The organism is Pseudomonas sp. MN1F (assembly GCF_009391885.1).
Classification (GTDB): Bacteria; Pseudomonadota; Gammaproteobacteria; order Pseudomonadales; family Pseudomonadaceae; genus Aquipseudomonas.
Map to the genome: position 1 here is coordinate 107376 of NZ_VZII01000005.1, position 19481 is coordinate 126856.

The window sequence follows — 19481 nt, forward strand, 5'->3', positions numbered from 1 at the left end:
TTACCGCATCGCCACCTGCGGCGTATCCGGGTCGCGCTGCTGGCGGCGGAACTGCCCAGGCGGCAGGCCGTGGATCTGGCGGAAGCGCCGGGAGAAGTAGGCCTCATCGGCGAAGCCACAGAGCCGCGCCACCTCGCCCACCGGGCGGCTGCCATTGAGCAGGTAGTTGCGTGCAGTGTGCATGCGCCGCTCCAGCACCAGCTCGCTGAAGGTCTTGCCGATTTCCTTGCGCAGCCAGTGGGTCAGGTAGGTCGGCGACAAGTAAGTGGCGGCGGCGACTTTCTGCAGGTTCAGGTCGGGGTCGTCGATATGCCGGCGCAGGTACTCGCTCATGCGCCCCAGCGCGGCGCGGCGGCTGAGCTGCGCGGCATTGCTGTCAGCCAGTTCGCGCAGCGGCTCGGCGTACAGGCCGCAAACCTGGCCGATCAACTGCAGCAGCAGGCCCTTGAGCACTTCGCGGGTGCCGAAACGGCGGTTGGCATCCAGTGCGCGCATGCGTTCGAGAACCTGCCGCACCTCGGCGAACTCGGCCTCATCAAGGCAGAAGTCGAGATGTTCCTGGAAGCGGAACGGTGACAATTCCGGAGCCTGCAGGATCGACACCTCTTCCAGGTCCATCGGGTCGCAGGCCAGGTGCGGCAACAGGAACGTCTGGGAGAAATTGATCACCACGAAATCGCTGTCAGCCGGGTGCGGGATCACATGCACCCGATGCGGCAGGATGAAGGCCAGGGTGTTGCGCCTGAAGGGGCGCTGCACGCTGCCGATGTGCTGCACCGTGTCGCCACCGAAATTGATCTGAATCTGGAAGTACTCGTGGCGATGCGGCGCGGTTTCGGCGGGGCGGCCGCGCTGGTCGCGGATGTAGAAATCCATCAGCTCGCTGCGCTGCTGCATGACGTAGGTCGGAACCTCGCGCTTGGGGGGCATGGGCAATCTCCGGGTTGCGGGGCTATAAGTTGTACGATGTCCAAACTCTGCAATTTAACCCCTTCTGCAAAAACCTGCGCAACAGCAAATCCACGCAACCCGCAAAAAACGGGACATCCAGCAGAAAATACGAACAAAACCCCACTTATGAAATTTCTTGGACAGCGCAGCGCTGCCCCGCCTGCCGTGAAAAAAACGGTCTAAACCCGCCGTTGCATTCATCTCGTTGTACGACCACTTTAGAAAAGGGACTGCAGCCCAACCTCTACCAACAACAACAAACGAGGTCGACTCATGTCGAGCACGCCTACCCCCCGCGCCGCGTCGTCATACGCGCTGGACGCGGCCCCTGCCCAGCGCCTGCCCACCCGGCGCCGCTGGTTCATGCTGTCGCTGCTGCTGCTGGCGACCATCATCAACTACGTCGACCGGGTGAACATTTCCATCGCTGCGCCGTTCATGGCCAAGGACCTGGGCCTGGACAAGGTCGAGATGGGCTTGATCTTCTCCGCCTTCGCCTGGACCTACGCCCTGGCCCTGGTACCCGCCGGCTTCATCGCCGACCGCTTTGGCTCGCGCCTGACCTACGGCGTATCGCTGATCAGCTGGTCAGCGGTCACCGTGGCCCAAGGCCTGGCCAGCGGCTTCGCCTCACTGTTCGGCCTGCGCCTGGCGGTCGGTGCCATGGAAGCCCCGGCGTTCCCAGCCAACAGCCGCGCGGTCACGGTGTGGTTCCCCGCCCGCGAACGCGGCATGGCCAGCAGCATCTACGTGTGTGGCCAATACCTGGGCACCGCGCTGTTCACCGGCGCGCTGCTGTGGCTGGCGACCACCTACGACTGGCGCCACGTGTTCTACAGCACCGGTCTGGTCGGCATCCTGTTCGGCGTGGTGTGGCTGTGGCTGTACCGCGACCCGCTGAACTGCAAGAAGGTCAGCAAGGAAGAACTGGCCTACATCGAACAAGGCGGCGGCCTGGTGAAAAGCAGCCAGCAACGTACCCGCTTCGACTGGCGCCAAGTTGCCGAGCTGTTCCGCTACCGGCAGATCTGGGCCATCTGCCTGGGCAAGTTCGCCAGCACCTCGGCGCTGTATTTCTTCCTCACCTGGTTCCCCACCTACCTGATCGAAGAGCGCCAGCTGACCTTGATCAAGGTTGGCATTTTCGCGGTCATGCCATTCATTGGTGCCACGGTCGGCATCCTCCTCGCGGGGATCGTTTCCGACCTGCTGATCCGCAAGGGCTACTCGCTGTCATTCGCCCGCAAGCTGCCGCTGGTGGTGGGTTCGATGCTGGGCATGTCGATCGTGCTGGTGAATTTCACCGACTCCAATGTGCTGTGCATTGCCGTACTCACCCTGGCGTTCTTCGCCCAGGGTATCGCCTCGGCGTCGTGGGCAGCGGTGTCGGAAGTGGCGCCCAAGGAGCTGATCGGCTTGACCGGCGGGGTCACCAGCCTGGCGGCGAACATCGGCGGCATCGTCACGCCGATCGTGATCGGCGCGATCGTGCATGCCAGCGGCTCGTTCGCCATGGCGTTCTGGTTCATCGGCGGGGTGGCGTTGATGGGCACCCTGTCTTACTCGCTGCTGCTCGGGAAGCTGTATCGCATCGAACTGAAGACCACTGCATGAGCCCCGATTAGTCCAAGCCGCCCCTGCTTTCGTCCAACTTTATCGGCCAGCCTCTGACTTACGCTGGCCACTCCAGTACGGAGGATCCACCCATGACCTACCTGTTCAACCCGCCAGCCATCGTCAGCCTGCCGATCCGCGGCAGCGCTGCGCGCTTCCCGGTCGGCCGGGTGTTCTGCCTGGGCCGCAACTACCCATGGCCGGAGTCCTACGGCCCGGCGCCACAGGAGCCTGTGTTCTTCATGAAACCGGCGAGCAACGTGGTCGAGGCGCAGGGCGAACTGCCCTTCCCGCCGCAGACCAATGAGTTCTGCCACGAAATCGAGCTGGTCGCGGCGATCGCCAAGGGCGGCGCCGACATTGCCCAGGAGCATGCCCTGGAACACGTGTTCGGCTTTGCCGCCGGCCTCGACCTGACGCGTCGCGACCACCAGCGCAAGGCCAAGGCCGAGGGCCTGCCATGGGAAGGCGCCAAGGTGTTCGAGGCCTCGGCACCGATGACCGCCATCGTCCCCGCCAGCGAATGCACCTGGCCGCTGGATGCGTCGCTGTGGCTGCAGGTCAATGGTCAGGAGCGCCAGCGTGCCCACCTGAGCCAGCAGACCTGGGCCCTGGCCGAGGTGATCAGCCGGCTGTCCCGCCAGCTGCCGCTGCGCCCCGGCGACCTGATCATGACCGGCAGCCCGCCCGGTGTGGCGCCGCTGAACCCGGGTGACACGATCCACGCCGGCATCGATGGCATCGGCGAACTGCACCTGCGCGTCGGCCCTCGCCCTGCCGGGCAAGCCGCCAACGCTGCCTGAATTCACTGGAGCCCGAAATGAAGCAAAACAAGAAAATCGCCCTGGTCACCGGCGCCGGCAGCGGCATCGGTCGCGCCGTCGCCCTCGCCCTGCTGGAAGAAGGCTTCAGCCTGGTCCTCGCCGGCCGCCGCGCCGACCCCCTGCAAGCCGTCGTCGAACAGGCGCTGGCAGCGGGCGGTGAAGCCCTGGCCGTAGCCACCGACGTGCGCGATGAGCAGAGCGTCGCGCAGCTGTTCGCCACCATCGAGGAGGTGCATGGCCGCCTCGATGTGATCTTCAACAATGCCGGTATCAATGCCCCCGCCGTGCCGGTAGACGAGCTGCCGCTGGAGAACTGGCGCAACGTCATCGCCACCAACGTCGACGGCGTGTTCCTGTGCGCCCGCGCCGCCTTCGGCCTGATGCGCCGCCAGCAGCCGCAAGGCGGGCGGATCATCAACAACGGCTCGATCTCGGCGCACACCCCGCGCCCGTTCACCGCGCCCTACACCGCCAGCAAGCACGCGGTACTGGGCCTGACCAAGGCGCTGGCGCTGGATGGCCGCCCCTACAACATCGTCTGCAGCCAGGTGGATATCGGCAACGCCCTGACCGAGCTGTCCGAACGCATGACCCGTGGTGTGCGCCAGGCCAACGGCGAGATCGCCGCCGAACCGATGCTCGACGTGCGCCATGTGGCCGACGCGGTGCGCTACATCGCCGCGCTGCCACTGGATGCCAACGTACTGAACATGACCGTGATGGCCAGCAACATGCCGTTCGTTGGCCGTGGCTGAACCCTGTTCCTGATGGAGTGACCGATGAAACCTGAAGTCCTGCAACTGAGCCCGATCCTCATCCCGCAAATCCGTGAGCAGCTGGAACAGCTGTTCACCGTGCACTGCTACTACGAACAGGCCGACAAGGACGCCTATGTCAGCCAGCATGCCGACAACATCCGCGGGGTGATCACCGGTGGCCACACCGGCATCAGCCAGGCGCTGATAGCGCGCCTGCCCAACCTCGAAGTGATCGCTGTCAATGGCGTCGGCACCGATGCGGTGGACCTCGCCTATGCCCGCGATCGTGGCATTCAGGTGACCGCGACCATCGGCGCCCTCACCGAAGATGTCGCCGACCTCGCCATCGGCTTGTTGATTGGCTTGTGCCGGGGCATTTGCACCGGTGACCGCTTCGTCCGCGCCGGCCATTGGGCCACCAGCGCCACACCGCTGGCACCGTTGCCGCTGGCCCGCCAGGTGTCGGGCATGCGCGTGGGCATCGTCGGCATGGGCCGGGTCGGCCGCGCCGTAGCGCAGCGGGCGGCGGCGTTCGGTTGCCCGATTCGCTACACCGATTTGCAGGCGCTGGAAGTGCCTTATGGTTTCGAGGCGGATCTGCTGCAACTGGCCAAGGGCAGCGATGCGCTGATCCTGGCGGCGGCGGCCGACAAGGGCGAAGCGCTGGTCAACCGCGAGGTGCTGCAGGCGTTGGGAGCCCAGGGGTATCTGATCAACATCGCACGCGGCAAGCTGGTGGATGAGCCGGCGCTGATTGCCGCGCTGGAGGCCGGCGAGATCGCTGGCGCGGCGCTGGATGTGTTTGCCGATGAACCACGGGCGCCCGAGGCCTTGTTCGAGCGTGAGGATGTGGTGCTGCAACCGCATCGCGCCAGTGCCACGGTGCAGACCCGCACGCGCATGGGTGAGATGGTGGTGGCCAGCCTGGTGGATGTGTTTGCCGGGCGCAAGCCGCAGGGGTTGGTGGTCTGATTTGAAACTGGAATAAGAACGGCGAATGGCAAGCTGAATGCCACTCACCGTTCCACTTTTTGCCGCACAAACTTACATTAAGTTACTTCTAGCCAAAACATCTCAAAAGTCATTTGGCGAAAAATCCTACAAGGTTTTAGGAAGAGCGAAGCTCCTCTGAGAATTGATTCCTCGTTAGTGTTCAGGTGCAAATCATATGCATCTGTTCGCTAACCAACCGTTGGCCGGCATAGCCGTGCGATGACGGGTGAAAGAGGAACTTCAATGCTCAACAAGTTTGATTCAAACAGCAAGAAGCCGGCTACGGCAAATGCCACCCAAGAGATAAACGAGCACAATACCAGGCCCATCCTCAAACCCTCGGCATGGGGCTCCAGTCCCACATCTCACTCCCCAGACAGCCAATCCGAATTCGCTGAGCCGCATGAGAGCAACCCGGTCGCCCCTGACTTCAAACTACGCGGCACTTTCCAGAGCCCGTTGCTGAACAGCGCCGTGCCCATGGCGGTGACGTGCGGGATCTACAGCTACCGCCTGCAATTGCTGACCAACGAAGTGCTGGAGTCGCTCAAGCACAATGCCTGCGATGGGTGTGAGGAAAAAGGCCGATGAACAGTAAAGCCTTGGTCGAGCTCATCAACGAGCATCACCGCTCCGGGCAGCACAGCTATGTGCTGCTGGACCCGCTGGCAGCCCCGAAAGACAGCGAACATTCATTACTCAAAAACCTGAAGTCGGTATTGGGCGACTGTGCGATGACACGGGTGGTTAGGCCTAATATGCCCCATGCACCTGAATCGCATCCAGTGCTCGTGTGCCTTGGCTCACCAGGCAGCTTGCCTGACGCGGCGCTGCTGGAGCTGACAACAAAGGCTGCCGAACACGACATGCACCGGCGCAAGCGCCAGGTCTGTGGCTGGCTGCTCAGCGAAGCCGCGCCCTCTGCCATTGCATCTCACGTGACCGCGCTGTGCCGTTTGCCCGAAGCATCCGGAGCGACGTCGTTTCACCCTGTTTACGAACCGCTGCGACTGGAACTGCTGGCAGCGTTGTTCGAGCGTGCGGAACAGGGACCGTGGTGGCCGATCGAGCGCTGGGTGTTCGTGACCAGTGGCGGCAGCCTGGCGAGCCTGAGAGGTCAGCCTCGCAACCGGCGTAGTCTGCCTGCGGGCGCCATCGGTGTGCAGCAGGACGCCGCGCTGATCGAGGCCGTGTTAGCGATATGGAAAGCGTCCCTCCTGTTTACCAGTGCTACCAAAGTCTCAACGTTGCCTCCTTTCGCTGCTGTGCGTGCCTCCAATCACATCAATAGTGCGCGCGGGCTCGGCTTGAGCGCTGAGCAGGACATCCAGGCACTTGCCCTGCATCTGCTTTGCCTGCACCCACAGCTGCACACCCTCCAGGCCGTGCGCGACATGATCGATGCGGCCATTCATCGGCAATGCCCGCTGAGCGCCCAGCTGGCGCGCTACTCCGATTCGAACTGGCAGCGCCTGGTTGCCACCCTCCCCTGTCACGAGGCCTACCCATGAGCTTCAGCCAGAACATTGCCAACCTGATCACCGAAACCGACTTCCTCCTCACCCCCTGCAAAGCCTGCCAGCGCCAGGGCCTGCCCATCCTCCCCCTGCGCCACGCCGTGGTTCCCGATACCCGCCCCGGCAGCGACCCCGCAACGCAAACCCGGAGGGGCCTGCGCACGTTACGCAGTGGTTACCTCTATGTGCTGCTCGACCAGCGCATCTGGCACGCCTACGAGGTCACCGCGCAAGGCCACTTGCGCCGCATCAATCCCTACGAGCCTAATCCTGGCCCACCAGCGTCGCTGCCCGAGCGCTGCGTGCATGAGGACCACGACATCCCCTCGTCCTTCCTCAACATCGACACCGAGACTTACGGCTCGGCCTGGCTGGCGTTCTCCAGTGATCCCTGGCCGGTCAGCGTGCTGCAGGCTTACAAGAGCGGCCAGTATCCTGCGCATCGCTTCGAGGGCCTGGACCTGATCCAGGCGCGCAAGCACCCCGAACTGCTGGGCCTGGCCATGACCCCGGATAACCTCCAGGTTGACCGCCAGGTGTTCGAATACGCCCAGCAACTGAACGGCCCGTTCGACAGCGCCCATGGCTTTCACAGCCGTTTCCTGCGCAAGACCGCCCTGCGCGGTTACCTGGTCAATGCCATGGCCCGGTACCAGCTGGAAAACGGCGTGCTGGCGGTGGTGCTCGACGATACCGTCGGCCTGATCCAGGAGTACAACCACCAGCGCCTGAACTGGGTGGTCAAGCGCCAGGCCTGGCGCGAAGACCCGCTGCGCGCCTATCAGCTGCAGACGTCGCAGATCCTGCAGATCATCCGAGCTACCCAGCGCGAATGGGCGGCGCAGAAAGTGTTCACGTTCGAAGCACAGACCGGTGATGGGCCGCCTGTGTTCGCCGATCCCGAAAAGCAGCGCCAGCCGGTGGTCGAGATGCGCCAGCAAGAGAGCGACGAAAAGCTCGAGGAGCGCTATGACGAACCCCGGCGTGCGGCGTTCCAGGCGGAGTATGAACAAGAGGAAGCCCGCTTCCAGGCCTACATCGACCGGCATGCCAGCACCTACGCGCAACTCTGTGAGAGCGCTGCCTTCGCCCTCATCGAAAGGCACGACTACGACGGCCGGGACCGCGAGTCGGGCATCGCCTACAGCAAGACCATCGCCGCCTGCCTGGCTGGTGGCATCACTGAAGCGCCGTCCATCAATCCTGAGCCAGCTTCCAACACCAGCGAAGCATTGTGGCTGAACTGGCTTCAGGACCCGAATAGCCCACCCTACCGGGCGCTCCTTCTTCGCGACGGGCCACTGATGGCAGCGCTGCTGCCAAGCTTTTCGTCGACCGAACCGACCAACTGGAACGACAGCGAAAAGTTCTACAGCGCCTTGAGCAAGTTCATCTCCAGTGAAGACGCCGGCCTGAAGATGCGTGATTCGCTCAAGCAGGCCATCACTGAACTGCAGGGCGCAGTCAACGCCGCCAGCATGCGCCTGCAAGTGCACCTCAACCCCGGCATTCAGCAGGCCGTACGGCATCTGAACAGTGCCGGCCAACGGGTTTACAACGGTGTGCACCTGATCGAACTGCAGGTGCAGATGAAGTTGGGTGAGTACTACGCCCTACAGAGCGCGCACCTGCGTGAACTGCAGAACAGGGCCAGCGAGAAACTGGCCAAGGCGCGGGAAGGCATGATGCTGTCTCTCGACGAACTGCAAGCCGGCGTACAGAACGGAGCGCGCAAGGTCAAACCGATCATCCAGACCGGGCTGCTGAGCCTGGCCGTGCTCGACCCGAAAGTGGCGCACCAGGTAATCCCGGTCAGCGTCTGGGTCGAAGGCACGGCGTATGAACTGCATGAGCGGTTGGCAAGGGAGGTCAAACTGAACGTCAACCAGTTGAACGATGCCGCGGAGATGGCGCTAGTGGAACTCAAGGTAGCAACGGGGACGCTGGAGCTGGATGCGCGAAAAAAACTGGATGGCATGAAGATCAGCGCTGGGCAGGCTTCTCAGTTGCTGCGTGATAGTTTCAGCGGACTACGAGGAACGGGAAAAGGCTCGGAGGTGCTGCTCTCGCTGGGCGGCCTTTATTTACTAAACGACAGCGCTGGCAAGAACCTGAAAAAAGCAGAAGAAGAGATTGGCTCTAAGTCCCCCGAAGCCTTGGTAGCGTTGTATGGCTCAATGATAGGTATCGCTGGCAGCGGCATAGAATTAATTGGACTTTTCATACCACACAGAGCAAGTACAACCAATAACTTGGCCACTGGCCGTACAATTGCAAAATTCGGAGCCATGATTAACGCTGCCGCAGGTCTTTTCGAGTCGATTTATCTTATGATGGCTACAAAACGCAAACATGGTGATGGTGATAGCAAAGCTGCTTTGGGATACGGACTCGCTGCAGCCTTAACCATTGGAGGAGTCGCCAGTGGGATACGAGCTGTATTTAGCCCGCTGTTAATTGGTGCAGTAGGCGCGACTATTATGCTTAGCGCAATTACATACAAGATCACCAAGTGGGCTGAAAAAATGGAATCAACACGACTGGAGCAATGGGCCAAACGCTGCTTTTTCGGAATCGCTAACGAGTCACCACGAATTCATTGGAATTCACCAAACCATGCCGACATCGCCTTTGCTGAGTTAAACGCAGCCACCTTGGACCTAACCGGCGGGTTAGCATTCAAAACTGAAAGAGCAGATCCTGCAACCAGTTCAAAAATAGGCGGACTTGTTAACCTAGAAACGAAGCGAAGCATAAAATTTCAGTTCACGCTTCCGTATTTCTCAGAATTGAGCTCCAGCTATCATTGGGCACTTGTAGTTCATCGCCATGGAGATGGCTTGCCACCCAACTATATAGGTGGCGAGGTTATCGCAACGGATCGATTTTCGCCACCACCAGTGAGATCCAGAACCTCTATATTTTCCGCAATGACAACTTCAAAAAAAACCAAAACGCCTGATTATCTTGCGAATACTTTGAAGGTAACCCAAAAGCGCCGCAAAGTAACCCAGAGCGAAGAAGAATACAATTTCGAGGTCTTCGGCGGGACTATAGAACTCACACCAGATATTGCAAGACACAACATCACAAGTGCTTCACTATTGATAGCTTACTGGCCAGACCGAAACATACCCGATGCGTATGCCGAAATTGCATTGCAGGGTGAAGCATAATGACCCAACGACATCGCGCCATTGGCTGGAAGTATGATCTCCCAGCCACAAACGCTCCTAGCCTCTTGAACCTAGACATAGCTAATCTGGATCCGCCACCAAACCGTATCGACGACATTACAATTGAAATATCCAGGCCCCCTATGGAGCTCAGAGGATTCTCCTTCATAATGGGATCCCTAACATTAATAGCAACATCTGGCGTCACAGCAGCGTCATTATATTATAGTTTTTTTGTAGCAACCAAAACCGACATATCATTCGTAGCGATATTCTTAGCAGCCTGCATCGCAGCCTTCATCTTATTGACTCCATACATCCGCATGGACATTGAGCAGCCTCGAAATGAGCCAGTTCGCTTTAATAGGAAGCGTCGAAAGGTCTACTTCTACCAATACAGAACGGACCTATTGCATCCCTTCAGCATAAAGCGCTGGGGAGTAAAGCCCATCGCGTACGACTGGGATGATCTTACTGCTGAAGCTTACCGCTTGTATGCACCCATGGGATATGGCGGATTAATGGAGAAAGTCATGATATCCGTTTGCAAGCCTGGTACAAACGAAGTAATAGACCGCGTACTCTTTGCTGACAACATAGAGACTGGCGAACAATACTGGGCAATCGTCAGGCACTTCATGCAGAAGGGGCCCGAAGCCCTCCCCGATTTCGTCCACCCACCTTGGGACTGGAATGAGGGCATTTATTCCAATCCTTTCGATCAACGCGCTCCCAAGGTCCAGTGGCCCACCGAAATGGACCTGGAATCCCGCACCGCCCCCGCCCCAGGAGAACAACCATGAAACCTGTGGTGCTCGTCGGCCACTCCCATGCCTGCCCGATCCACGGCAAAGGCGTCGTGGAAACCGGCAGCCCCAACTACACCTTCAACGGCAAGGCCGTGGCCAGGGTCGGTGACCGGACAAGTTGCGGGGCAGTGATCGTCAGCGGCTCGGCGGGCTACCAGATCGAAGGCAAGGCCGTGGCGCGCCAGGGAGATCGAACTGACCATGGTGGGTATCTGGAGGAAGGCGATATTGGCTGGCAACTTGAATGATCTGGCGGGCCATACATAAAGGGGGCCGCTTTGCGGCCCATCGACGCGGTTCGTCGCCACCACAAGCGCGGCTCTCACAGGTCCTCCATCGTTTTCAAAAAGCGGTGGAGGACCTCCCGATACATCAGGCCACCGCCAGCTCCACCGCCTCCCCATTCATCCGCACCGGCCACACCCGCAGCCGCTGCCCGGCATCCTCCAGGCACGCCCCGCTCTGCAGGCTGAAGTGCTGCTTGTACAACGGCGCCGCCACCACCAATTCCCCTTGCAAGCTACCGACCAGCCCTCGCCCGATGATATTGGCCCCCGAGCGCGGATCGCGGTTGTCCACCGCATACAGGCTCTGCTCCAGTTCGGGCAGGTAGAACAGCGCCACCTGCGCGCCATCCAGCCACACCACCACGCCAGAGTCGGCCACCAGGTCATCGGCCTGGCACACCGCCTTCCAGCTCTCTTGGGGTTTCACAGCAGCATTGGACAGGTTCATCAGACAGCCTCCTCGACGGTTGGGATCAGGTGCAGCGGTGCAGCCGGCCGGCGTTGTTCGCGCTCGCGCACGAAGTGCACGTCCGGGTCGGCGCGCTTGTCGTTGACGAAGGTGCGGAAGCGCTTGAGCTTCTCGGGGTCGTTGAGGGCGTTGGCCCATTCGCATTCATACTGGTCGACCACATGCTGCATCTGCGCCTCCAGCTCGGCCGCCAGGCCCAGGCTGTCATCAAGGATCACCTGCTTGAGGTAGTCCAGGCCGCCTTCCAGGCTTTCGCGCCAGACCGAGGTGCGCTGCAGCTTGTCGGCGGTGCGGATGTAGAACATCAGCACGCGGTCGATCAGGCGCACCAGGGTTTCGTCGTCCAGGTCGGTGGCGAACAGTTCGGCGTGACGCGGGCGCATGCCACCGTTGCCGCAGATGTACAGGTTCCAGCCTTTGTCGGTGGCGATCACGCCGATGTCCTTGCTCTGCGCCTCGGCGCACTCGCGGGTGCAGCCGGATACCGCAAACTTGAGCTTGTGCGGGCTGCGCAGGCCCTTGTAGCGGTCCTCCAGGCGCAGGGCCATGCCGACGCTGTCCTGCACGCCGTAGCGGCACCAGGTGCTACCCACGCACGACTTCACCGTGCGTGTCGACTTGCCGTAGGCGTGGCCGGTTTCGAAACCGGCTTCGATCAGCTCGCCCCAGATCAGCGGCAGCTCGTGCAGCTGGGCGCCGAACAGGTCGATGCGCTGGCCGCCGGTGATCTTGGTGTAGAGGTCGTACTTTTTCGCCACCTGGCCGATCACGATCAGCTTGTCGGGGGTGATCTCGCCGCCGGGAATGCGTGGCACCACCGAATAGGTGCCATTCTTCTGCATGTTGGCCATGAAGGTGTCGTTGGTGTCCTGCAGCGGCACCAGCGCCGGGTCCATGATCGGCTGGTTCCAGCACGAGGCGAGGATCGAGCCCACCGCCGGCTTGCAGATGTCGCAGCCGACATGGCCCTTGCCGTGGCGTTCGAGCAGTTCGTTGAAGCTGCGGATACCCTCGACCCGCACCAGCCCGTAGAGCTCCTGACGGGTGTAGGCGAAGTGCTCGCACAGGCTCTTGTCGACGGTCACGCCACGGGCGGTGAGTTCGTGCTCGAACACCTGCTTGAGCAGTGCCGCGCAACCGCCGCAGCCGGTGGCGGCCTTGGTGCAGCCTTTGACCGCAGCGAGGTCGCCGCAGCCACTGTCGATGGCCGCACACACCGCGCCCTTGCTGACGTTATGGCACGAGCAGATGGTTGCGCTGTCGGGCAGCGCATCGGCGCCGAGCGCAGGCGCACCGCCACTCTGCGGCAGGATCAGTGCTGCCGGGTCGGCCGGCAGGGCGATGCCGTTCTGGGCGTACTGCAGGAGGGTGTCGTAGTAGCTGTTGTCGCCCACCAGCACTGCGCCGAGCACGTGCTTGCCGCTGGCATCCACCACCAGCCGGCGGTAGGCGCTGTTGGCCTCGTCGATGAAGCGGTAGCTACGCGAACCCGGCGTGGCGCCGTGGGCATCGCCGATGGAGCCGACATCCACGCCCAACAGCTTGAGCTTGGTCGACATGTCGGCACCGGTGAATTCGCTGGCAGCTTCGCCCATCAGCAGCGCTGCCAGGTTGCGCGCCATGCTGTAGCCCGGGGCGACCAGGCCGAACACGCTGCCATTCCACGAGGCGCATTCACCGATGGCGAAGATGCGTGGGTCGCTGCTACGACAGTGGTTATCGATCACCACGCCACCGCGAGCGGCGATCTGCAGGCCGCTGGCACGGCCCAAAGCGTCTTGCGGGCGGATACCGGCGGAGAACACGATCAGGTCGGTTTCCAGGTGTTCGCCGCCGTCGAAATTCATGCGGTAGCGGTAGGTTTCACCCGCGCTGATCGACTGGGTGGCGCGCGACAGGTGCACGCCGACGCCCAGCGCTTCGATTTGCGCCTTGAGCGCAGCGCCGCCCTCGCCGTCCAGTTGCACCGGCATCAGCCGTGGGGCGAATTCCACCACGTGGGCTTCCAGGCCGAGGGACTTCAGGGCGTTGGCGGCTTCCAGGCCGAGCAGGCCGCCACCGACCACCACGCCACGGCGCGCGTGGCCGGCAGCGGCGCGAATGGCATCGAGGTCGTCGAGGGTGCGGTAGACCAGGCGGGCATTGCCGCTGGAGCCTTCGATTGGTGGCACGAACGGGTAGGAGCCGGTAGCCAGGATCAGCTGGTCGTAGCCGTAGCGCCCCTCGGCAGTCACCACCTCGCAGCGTTCGCGGTCGACTTCCAGCACCGCTTCGCCCAGGTGCAGGTGCACGCCGCTGTCGCCGTAATAGGCCTGCCCGCACAGGGCCAAGGTCTCGGCGCAGCTGCCGGCGAAATACTCCGACAGGTGCACGCGGTCGTAGGCACGTTGACGTTCTTCGCCGAACACGTGCAGCTCGAAGCGCTCAAGGGCGCCGCGTTCGACCAGTTGCTCGACGCAATGGTGGCCGACCATGCCGTTGCCGACGATGACCAGTCGCTCTCGTTGCCCGCTCGCTGTTGCCTTCATAAGCCGATCCTCGATCAAAAAAAAAGCGCCTGGAGCCGAAGCTCCAGGCGCCTTTGCCTGTATTCATCACGGTGGGTGGCCCGGGTTGATCGCCGTTGATCAGTGGGCTTTGTTGTATCAGGGTTAAAGCAGGGACTGTGCCAATCCAGTTTCCTGTAAAGGCCTCTTCGCGGGTAAACCCGCTCCCACAAGGGCCTCCACTGCCTTCAAACTTTGCACAGTACCTGTGGGAGCGGGTTCACCCGCGAAGAGGCCGGCACAACAAATGCACATTTCAAGTGCAGAGCTCACCATCCTGGAGCACATCAATACACATCACGCCGATAGCGCTTGGCCTTGCCCAACGCCTCGACATACGCATCGGCATCCACGCCGCCATGCACGGCAATCACCTCACGCAACGCCGCATCCACATCCTTGGCCATGCGCTGGGCATCACCACAGACATAGAAGTACGCGCCCGCCTCCAGCCACTGCCACAACTGCGCGCCCTGCTCGAGCATGCGCTGCTGCACATAGACCTTCTCGGCCTGGTCCCGCGAGAACGCCGTGTCCAGGCGCAGATGCCCGCTCGCCTGCCAGGCCTCCAGCTGTGCCTGGTAATAAAAGTCCGTGGCCGCAAACTGCTCGCCGAAGAACAGCCAGTTACCGCCGGTGGCACCGCGTGCCTCGCGCTCTTCGAGGAAGGCACGGAACGGCGCGATGCCAGTGCCGGGGCCGACCATGATCACTGGCAGATTGTCGTCCTCAGGCAGGCGAAAGTGCTTCGACACTTGCGGGAAGATTGCCACCCTCAACGCCTGCGCACGGTCCGCAAGGAACGTTGAACACACCCCTTTGCGCTCGCCATAGCGCACGGTGGCGACGGTGAGGTGGACCTGGTCCGGATGCGCCAACGGGCTGGAGCTGATCGAATACAGACGCGGCTGCAACGGCTTGAGCAGGTCGAGCCAGGTAGCCAGCGGCAACTGCTGAGGGAACGCACGCAGCACATCGACCAGTTGCCGGCCCCACAGCCAATCCTGCAGTTCGGCCTTGCACTCGGGCTGCAGCAGACGCCGCAGGTCGGCGGCATGGGCGCTGAACACCTGCAGTTGCTGCGGGGTGACCTTGGCGATTTCCAAGTGCGTTTCCAGGGCCTCGGCCAGTGGCATCGCCTGCTGCCCCTTCAACGCAACCCATTCCTTGCCATCGAGCTGCATCAGCGCCAGCAGCTCCTCGACCAACGCCGGGCAGTTGCGCGGCCATACGCCCAAGGCATCGCCGGCGGCATAGGTGAAACCGCTGCCGGACAGGCCAAACACCAGCTGGCGGGTTTCCTTGTTGGCACCCGGGCCGTTGAGCAGGTGATTTTCCAGCAGCGGGGCCGACCACGGTTGCTGCTTGCTGTAGCTCGCGACCGGCGACGGTTCACTGACCGGTGCTGGCGAGCCGGTGCTGCCGAGCTCCGGCAGCAGGGCTTCGAGCCACCCGGCGAAGGCCTCATCGAAATCCGGTTCGCAATCGACCCGCTGCAGCAAACGGCGCGCACCCAGTTCGGCCAGGCGCTGGTCGAGCTTGCGGCCAAAGCCGCAGAACTGGTCGTAGCTGGAGTCCCCCAAGGCCAGCACGGCATAGGGCAGCTCCGCGCAGCAAGCGCCCTCCTCGCCTTGCAGCGCCTGCCAGAACGCCGTGGCGCTGTCGGGCGCGTCACCGTCACCGAAGGTGCTGGTAATCAGCACCACACTGGCGGCGCCTTGCAGCTGGGTGGGGCTTACCGCGGCCATGCAACTGAGCTGCACGTCGAGACCAGCGCCGCGCAGGCGCTGGGCACAACGTTCGGCAAGCGCTTCGCCATTGCCCGTCTGCGAAGCCCACAGCACCTGGTGGCGCGGCGCGGCGATGGCCGGGGCAGCGGCTGGCTGCGCAAACAAGCCCGCCAGCAAACCATCGACAAACAGCCGCCGTGAAGCAGCCAATGGCGCGCTGGCCGGCAGGCTGGGTACGCCCTCGGCACGCGCCTGATCAAGGCCGAGCAGGAAGCCCTGCAGGTAATGACGCTCGTCATCGGCCAGCACCGGGGCTGGCAAAGTGTCCAGGCCAAGCAGGCGGGACAGGGTCGCGGTCGGCATGCGGGCAGGCTCCGGCAGAGGGGTGTTCAGCTCAAGGGCATCGATGCGCTCGCCAGCGACCCGCTCCAGGGCCACGGCGCAATGCTTGAACGCCGGCTGCAGCGACAGGGGGTCGACCGCATCGCAGGTCACGGCATTGATCGCCAACTGCTCGCCGACCAGGTCATTCCAGTGGAACGGGGCAAAGCAGTTGCCGGGCATGACCCGGTCGCTGATGCGCGCCGGCAACAGCGCCTGGCCGCGACGTGAGCGGATGGCGACCTGATCCTTGTCGGCGATGCCCAGGCGGGCAGCATCATCAGGGTGGATTTCAATGAAGGGCCCGGGCTCCAGCTTGTTCAGCGCCGGCACCTTGCCGGTCTTGGTCAGGGTGTGCCACTGGTGCTGCACGCGGCCGGTGTTGAGCACCAGCGGGTAGTCGGCGTCTGGCAGCTCGGGCGCCGGCAGCCAAGGCCGGGCGAAGAAGCGCGCCTTGCCACTGGCGGTAGGGAACGCCAGGGCAGGCGCATGCCCCTCGGCATCGCGCAACAGCTGCTGGCTGCTGCCGTCGTTCAGGTAACGCAGCGGGCTGCGGTCGTCATCGCGACCCGGCGCGCTGGGCCATTGCCGTGGGCTGAGGCGCAATTGCTGATAGCTGATGCCGCGCAAGTCGTAGCCGGTGGCCGGGTTCCAGAAGCGCCGGATCTCGTCGTACACCGCCTCGGCGTCGGGGTAATCGAACGCCTCGGCGTAGCCCATGGCGCAGGCAACCCGAGCGATGATCTGCCAGTCCGCCAGGCTTTGGCCGGGCGCCTGGACCGCCTGCGGCATCAACGTCAGGTTGCGCTCGCTGTTGATCATCACACCCTCGCCTTCGGCCCACAGCGCGGCGGGCAGGAGAATATCGGCGTAGCGGTTGGTCTCGGTGTCGAGGAAGGCGTCCTGGGTGATCACCAGTTCGGCCTGGCGCAGGCCGTCGATCACCTGCTGGCGGTTGGCGACGCTGGCCACCGGGTTGCTGCAGATCACCCAGCAGGCTTTCACCTCGCCAGCCTTCATCTGTTCGAACAGCGCGATCGTGCCCTCGCCGCCTTCGCTGCGCAGGCTGCCCGGTTGCAAGTGCCATTGCTCCTCGACGAAGGCGCGGTCTGCCGCCACCAGCGCAGAGCGCTGGCCCGGCAGGCCCGGGCCCATGTAGCCCATCTCGCGGCCGCCCATGGCATTGGGCTGGCCGGTCAGCGAAAACGGCCCGCTGCCGGGGCGGCAGATGGCGCCCGTAGCCAGGTGCAAGTTGCACAGGGCGTTGCTGTGCCAAGTGCCGTGGACGCTCTGGTTGAGGCCCATGGTCCAGCAACTCATCCACTCCCCGGCCGTGCCGATCCATTCGGCTGCCTGGCGGATGTCGGCTTCGCTCAGGCCGGTGATGGCGGCCACGCGCTCCGGGGTGTAATCGTCGAGGAAGGCCGGCAGTTCGTCCCAACCCTCGGTGTGACAGGCGATGAACGCGGGGTCGGTGTGGCCGTTGTTGTGCAGCACGTGCAGCAGGCCATTGAGCAGGGCCATGTCAGTGCCAGGGCGCACTTGCAGGAACAGGTCGGCCTTGTCGGCCGTGGCAGTGCGCCGCGGGTCGACGACGATCAGCCGGGCACCGGCCTTGACCCGGTCGAGCAGGCGCAGGAACAGGATCGGGTGGCAGTCGGCCATGTTCGCGCCGATCACCAGGAACACCTCGGCGCGTTCGAAATCCTGGTAGCTGCCGGGGGGGCCATCGGCCCCGAGCGACAGCTTGTAGCCGCTGCCAGCACTGGCCATGCACAGCCGCGAGTTGGACTCGATATGCCGGGTACGGATAAAGCCCTTGGCCAGCTTGTTGGCCAGGTACTGGGCCTCCAGCGACATCTGCCCGGACACATACAGCGCCACCGCGTCCGGGCCATGCTGGTCGATGATGCCGCGCAGGCGCTCGCCGGCCTGGGCAATGGCCTGGTCCATGCTGCTGCGCGCCGGCTGCTGGCTGCGTTGCTGACGGACGTAGGCGTCCTCCATGCGCCCGGCGGCGGTCAGTGGCAGGTGTGCGGTGAGGCCCTTGGTGCACAGGCGGCCGAAGTTGCTCGGGTGCTGCTTGTCGCCGCTGATCTTGCTGACCTTGCCGTCGGCAACGCTCATGACGATGCCGCAACCGACGCCACAGTAGGGGCAGACGCTGCGTACTTCGCGGGTGGTCATGGGCGGTCTCCCCTTTCAGGCATGCAAAAAGGCGCCGGCTGCCCGGGCTTGCAAAGCAAGCGGGGCAACACGGCGCCTTTGTCGTGAGTGGTGGGGCTGTCGACGTTGATAGCCCTGGATAAAGGTCATTGAGCAATTAGTGGGCCAGCTGTACCAGCCCTTTCGCGGGTGAACCCGCTCGCACAGGATCGCCGCAGGCTTGAAGGCAGTGCAGGACCTGTGGGAGCGGGTTCACCCGCGAAGAGGCCAGCACAGGCAGCGCACCACGCGGTGGCAAGCGAGCTACCCATGGCGCTATGCTGGGGCAATTTCCAGCAAGAGCTACAGCCCGCATTCCATGTCCAAGGTGATCCTCAAGACCCCCGCCCAACTCGAACTGATGCGCAACGCCGGCCGGCTGTTGGCCCAGGTGTTCGCCGAACTCGACCGCTTCATCCGCCCCGGCGTGACCACGATGCAGATCAACGACCGCGCCGAGGCCTTCATCATCGACACCCTCAAGGCCCGCCCGGCCAGCAAGGGCCAGTACGGCTTCCCCTACTCGCTCAACACCTCGGTGGACCATGTGGTCTGCCATGGCATCCCCAAGGTCGATGAAGTGCTGAAGGAAGGCTCGATCATCAACGTCGACATCACCCTCGAACAGGGTGGCTACATTGCCGACTCGTCGAAGATGTACAGCATCGGGCCAATCAGCGAAGACGCCCAGCGGTTGGTCGACACCACTTACGATGCGCTGTGGAAAGGCATCGAACAGGTACGTCCCGGGGCGACGCTGGGGGATATCGGCCATGCCATCCAGGCCCATGCCGAAGCGGCTGGCTACAGCGTGGTACGCGAGTACTGCGGCCATGGCATCGGCCAGCAGATGCACGAAGGGCCCGAGGTGCTGCATTTCGGCCTGCGTGGCATGGGCATGAAGTTGCAGCCGGGGATGGTGTTTACCATCGAACCGATGATCAACCAGGGCGGGCGCGGGACGCGGACGCTGAAGGATGGCTGGACGGTGATTACCCGGGACCACTGCCTGTCGGCGCAGTGGGAGCATACGGTGGCGGTGACCGAGGATGGGGTCGAGGTGCTGACGTTGCGCGAGGAAGAGCGCAGCCATTAAGGCCAGAAACGAAAAAAGCGACCCTAGGGTCGCTTTTTTGTGGCTTCCGGGTGTTCAGTGGGCCCTGGAAGCGGAATATGGCGCAGCGGACGGGACTCGAACCCGCGACCCCCGGCGTGACAGGC

14 protein-coding genes are annotated in these 19481 nt (G+C 62.9%); 10 read left to right on the forward strand and 4 right to left on the reverse strand.

Annotated elements, in window-relative coordinates:
* Nucleotides 1-930, reverse strand: coding sequence for a helix-turn-helix domain-containing protein (locus F6X59_RS02445; RefSeq protein ID WP_152954237.1), 930 nt, complete (start codon nt 928-930; stop codon nt 1-3).
* Between the two features lie 294 nt (nt 931-1224).
* On the opposite strand from F6X59_RS02445, the gene F6X59_RS02450 reads away from it, so the two are divergent.
* The 9 genes from F6X59_RS02450 (at nt 1225) to F6X59_RS02490 (ending at nt 10890) form a co-directional block, all read left to right on the forward strand.
* Nucleotides 1225-2565, forward strand: coding sequence for an MFS transporter (locus F6X59_RS02450; RefSeq protein ID WP_152954238.1), 1341 nt, complete (start codon nt 1225-1227; stop codon nt 2563-2565).
* Between the two features lie 92 nt (nt 2566-2657).
* Nucleotides 2658-3368, forward strand: coding sequence for a fumarylacetoacetate hydrolase family protein (locus tag F6X59_RS02455; RefSeq protein ID WP_152954239.1), 711 nt, complete (start codon nt 2658-2660; stop codon nt 3366-3368).
* A 17-nt stretch (nt 3369-3385) separates the two neighbouring features.
* Nucleotides 3386-4144, forward strand: coding sequence for an SDR family oxidoreductase (locus F6X59_RS02460; protein WP_152954240.1), 759 nt, complete (start codon nt 3386-3388; stop codon nt 4142-4144).
* A gap of 24 nt (nt 4145-4168) precedes the next feature.
* A complete protein-coding gene (locus tag F6X59_RS02465) occupies nt 4169-5119 on the forward strand; it encodes a 2-hydroxyacid dehydrogenase (RefSeq protein WP_152954241.1) in 951 nt (316 codons plus the stop codon).
* A gap of 264 nt (nt 5120-5383) precedes the next feature.
* Entirely contained in the window at nt 5384-5731 is a 348-nt protein-coding gene (locus F6X59_RS02470; RefSeq protein ID WP_152954242.1) for a hypothetical protein, read from the forward strand.
* A complete protein-coding gene (locus F6X59_RS02475; RefSeq protein WP_152954243.1) occupies nt 5728-6651 on the forward strand; it encodes a hypothetical protein in 924 nt (307 codons plus the stop codon). Before F6X59_RS02470 ends, F6X59_RS02475 begins: the two co-directional genes overlap by 4 nt.
* Entirely contained in the window at nt 6648-9833 is a 3186-nt protein-coding gene (locus F6X59_RS02480) for a T6SS effector BTH_I2691 family protein (RefSeq protein WP_152954244.1), read from the forward strand. The genes F6X59_RS02475 and F6X59_RS02480 overlap by 4 nt, the downstream gene beginning before the upstream one ends.
* Entirely contained in the window at nt 9833-10636 is an 804-nt protein-coding gene (locus F6X59_RS28545) for a DUF6708 domain-containing protein (RefSeq protein WP_256669016.1), read from the forward strand. The genes F6X59_RS02480 and F6X59_RS28545 overlap by 1 nt, the downstream gene beginning before the upstream one ends.
* Nucleotides 10633-10890 carry a PAAR domain-containing protein gene (locus F6X59_RS02490; protein WP_152954245.1) on the forward strand — a complete coding sequence of 86 codons (258 nt, stop codon included), beginning with the start codon at nt 10633-10635 and terminating at the stop codon, nt 10888-10890. The genes F6X59_RS28545 and F6X59_RS02490 overlap by 4 nt, the downstream gene beginning before the upstream one ends.
* 124 nt (nt 10891-11014) lie before the next feature.
* On the opposite strand, the gene nirD is transcribed toward F6X59_RS02490, so the two are convergent.
* The 3 genes from nirD to F6X59_RS02505 all read right to left on the reverse strand — a co-directional run bounded on the left by nirD (nt 11015) and on the right by F6X59_RS02505 (nt 18242).
* Complete coding sequence (gene nirD / locus F6X59_RS02495) at nt 11015-11377, reverse strand: nitrite reductase small subunit NirD (protein WP_152954246.1); 363 nt, start codon at nt 11375-11377, stop codon at nt 11015-11017.
* Nucleotides 11377-13926, reverse strand: coding sequence for a nitrite reductase large subunit NirB (gene nirB / locus F6X59_RS02500; RefSeq protein WP_152954247.1), 2550 nt, complete (start codon nt 13924-13926; stop codon nt 11377-11379). Before nirB ends, nirD begins: the two co-directional genes overlap by 1 nt.
* 305 nt (nt 13927-14231) lie before the next feature.
* Complete coding sequence (locus tag F6X59_RS02505; protein ID WP_152954248.1) at nt 14232-18242, reverse strand: bifunctional nitrate reductase/sulfite reductase flavoprotein subunit alpha; 4011 nt, start codon at nt 18240-18242, stop codon at nt 14232-14234.
* Nucleotides 18243-18579: 337 nt separating this feature from the next.
* Between F6X59_RS02505 and map the strand changes: the two genes are divergently transcribed.
* Entirely contained in the window at nt 18580-19356 is a 777-nt protein-coding gene (gene map / locus F6X59_RS02510) for a type I methionyl aminopeptidase (RefSeq protein WP_152954249.1), read from the forward strand.
* Nucleotides 19357-19481: the final 125 nt, after the last annotated feature.

Coding starts and splice junctions, on each gene's coding strand:
- F6X59_RS02470 (WP_152954242.1), top strand. CDS start 5,384: ATGCTCAACAAGTTTGATTCAAACAGCAAGAAGCCGGCTACGGCAAAT.
- F6X59_RS02445 (WP_152954237.1), bottom strand. CDS start 930: ATGCCCCCCAAGCGCGAGGTTCCGACCTACGTCATGCAGCAGCGCAGC.
- F6X59_RS02475 (WP_152954243.1), top strand. CDS start 5,728: ATGAACAGTAAAGCCTTGGTCGAGCTCATCAACGAGCATCACCGCTCC.
- F6X59_RS02465 (WP_152954241.1), top strand. CDS start 4,169: ATGAAACCTGAAGTCCTGCAACTGAGCCCGATCCTCATCCCGCAAATC.
- F6X59_RS02450 (WP_152954238.1), top strand. CDS start 1,225: ATGTCGAGCACGCCTACCCCCCGCGCCGCGTCGTCATACGCGCTGGAC.
- F6X59_RS02455 (WP_152954239.1), top strand. CDS start 2,658: ATGACCTACCTGTTCAACCCGCCAGCCATCGTCAGCCTGCCGATCCGC.
- F6X59_RS02480 (WP_152954244.1), top strand. CDS start 6,648: ATGAGCTTCAGCCAGAACATTGCCAACCTGATCACCGAAACCGACTTC.
- F6X59_RS02505 (WP_152954248.1), bottom strand. CDS start 18,242: ATGACCACCCGCGAAGTACGCAGCGTCTGCCCCTACTGTGGCGTCGGT.
- nirB (WP_152954247.1), bottom strand. CDS start 13,926: ATGAAGGCAACAGCGAGCGGGCAACGAGAGCGACTGGTCATCGTCGGC.
- map (WP_152954249.1), top strand. CDS start 18,580: ATGTCCAAGGTGATCCTCAAGACCCCCGCCCAACTCGAACTGATGCGC.
- F6X59_RS02460 (WP_152954240.1), top strand. CDS start 3,386: ATGAAGCAAAACAAGAAAATCGCCCTGGTCACCGGCGCCGGCAGCGGC.
- nirD (WP_152954246.1), bottom strand. CDS start 11,377: ATGAACCTGTCCAATGCTGCTGTGAAACCCCAAGAGAGCTGGAAGGCG.
- F6X59_RS02490 (WP_152954245.1), top strand. CDS start 10,633: ATGAAACCTGTGGTGCTCGTCGGCCACTCCCATGCCTGCCCGATCCAC.
- F6X59_RS28545 (WP_256669016.1), top strand. CDS start 9,833: ATGACCCAACGACATCGCGCCATTGGCTGGAAGTATGATCTCCCAGCC.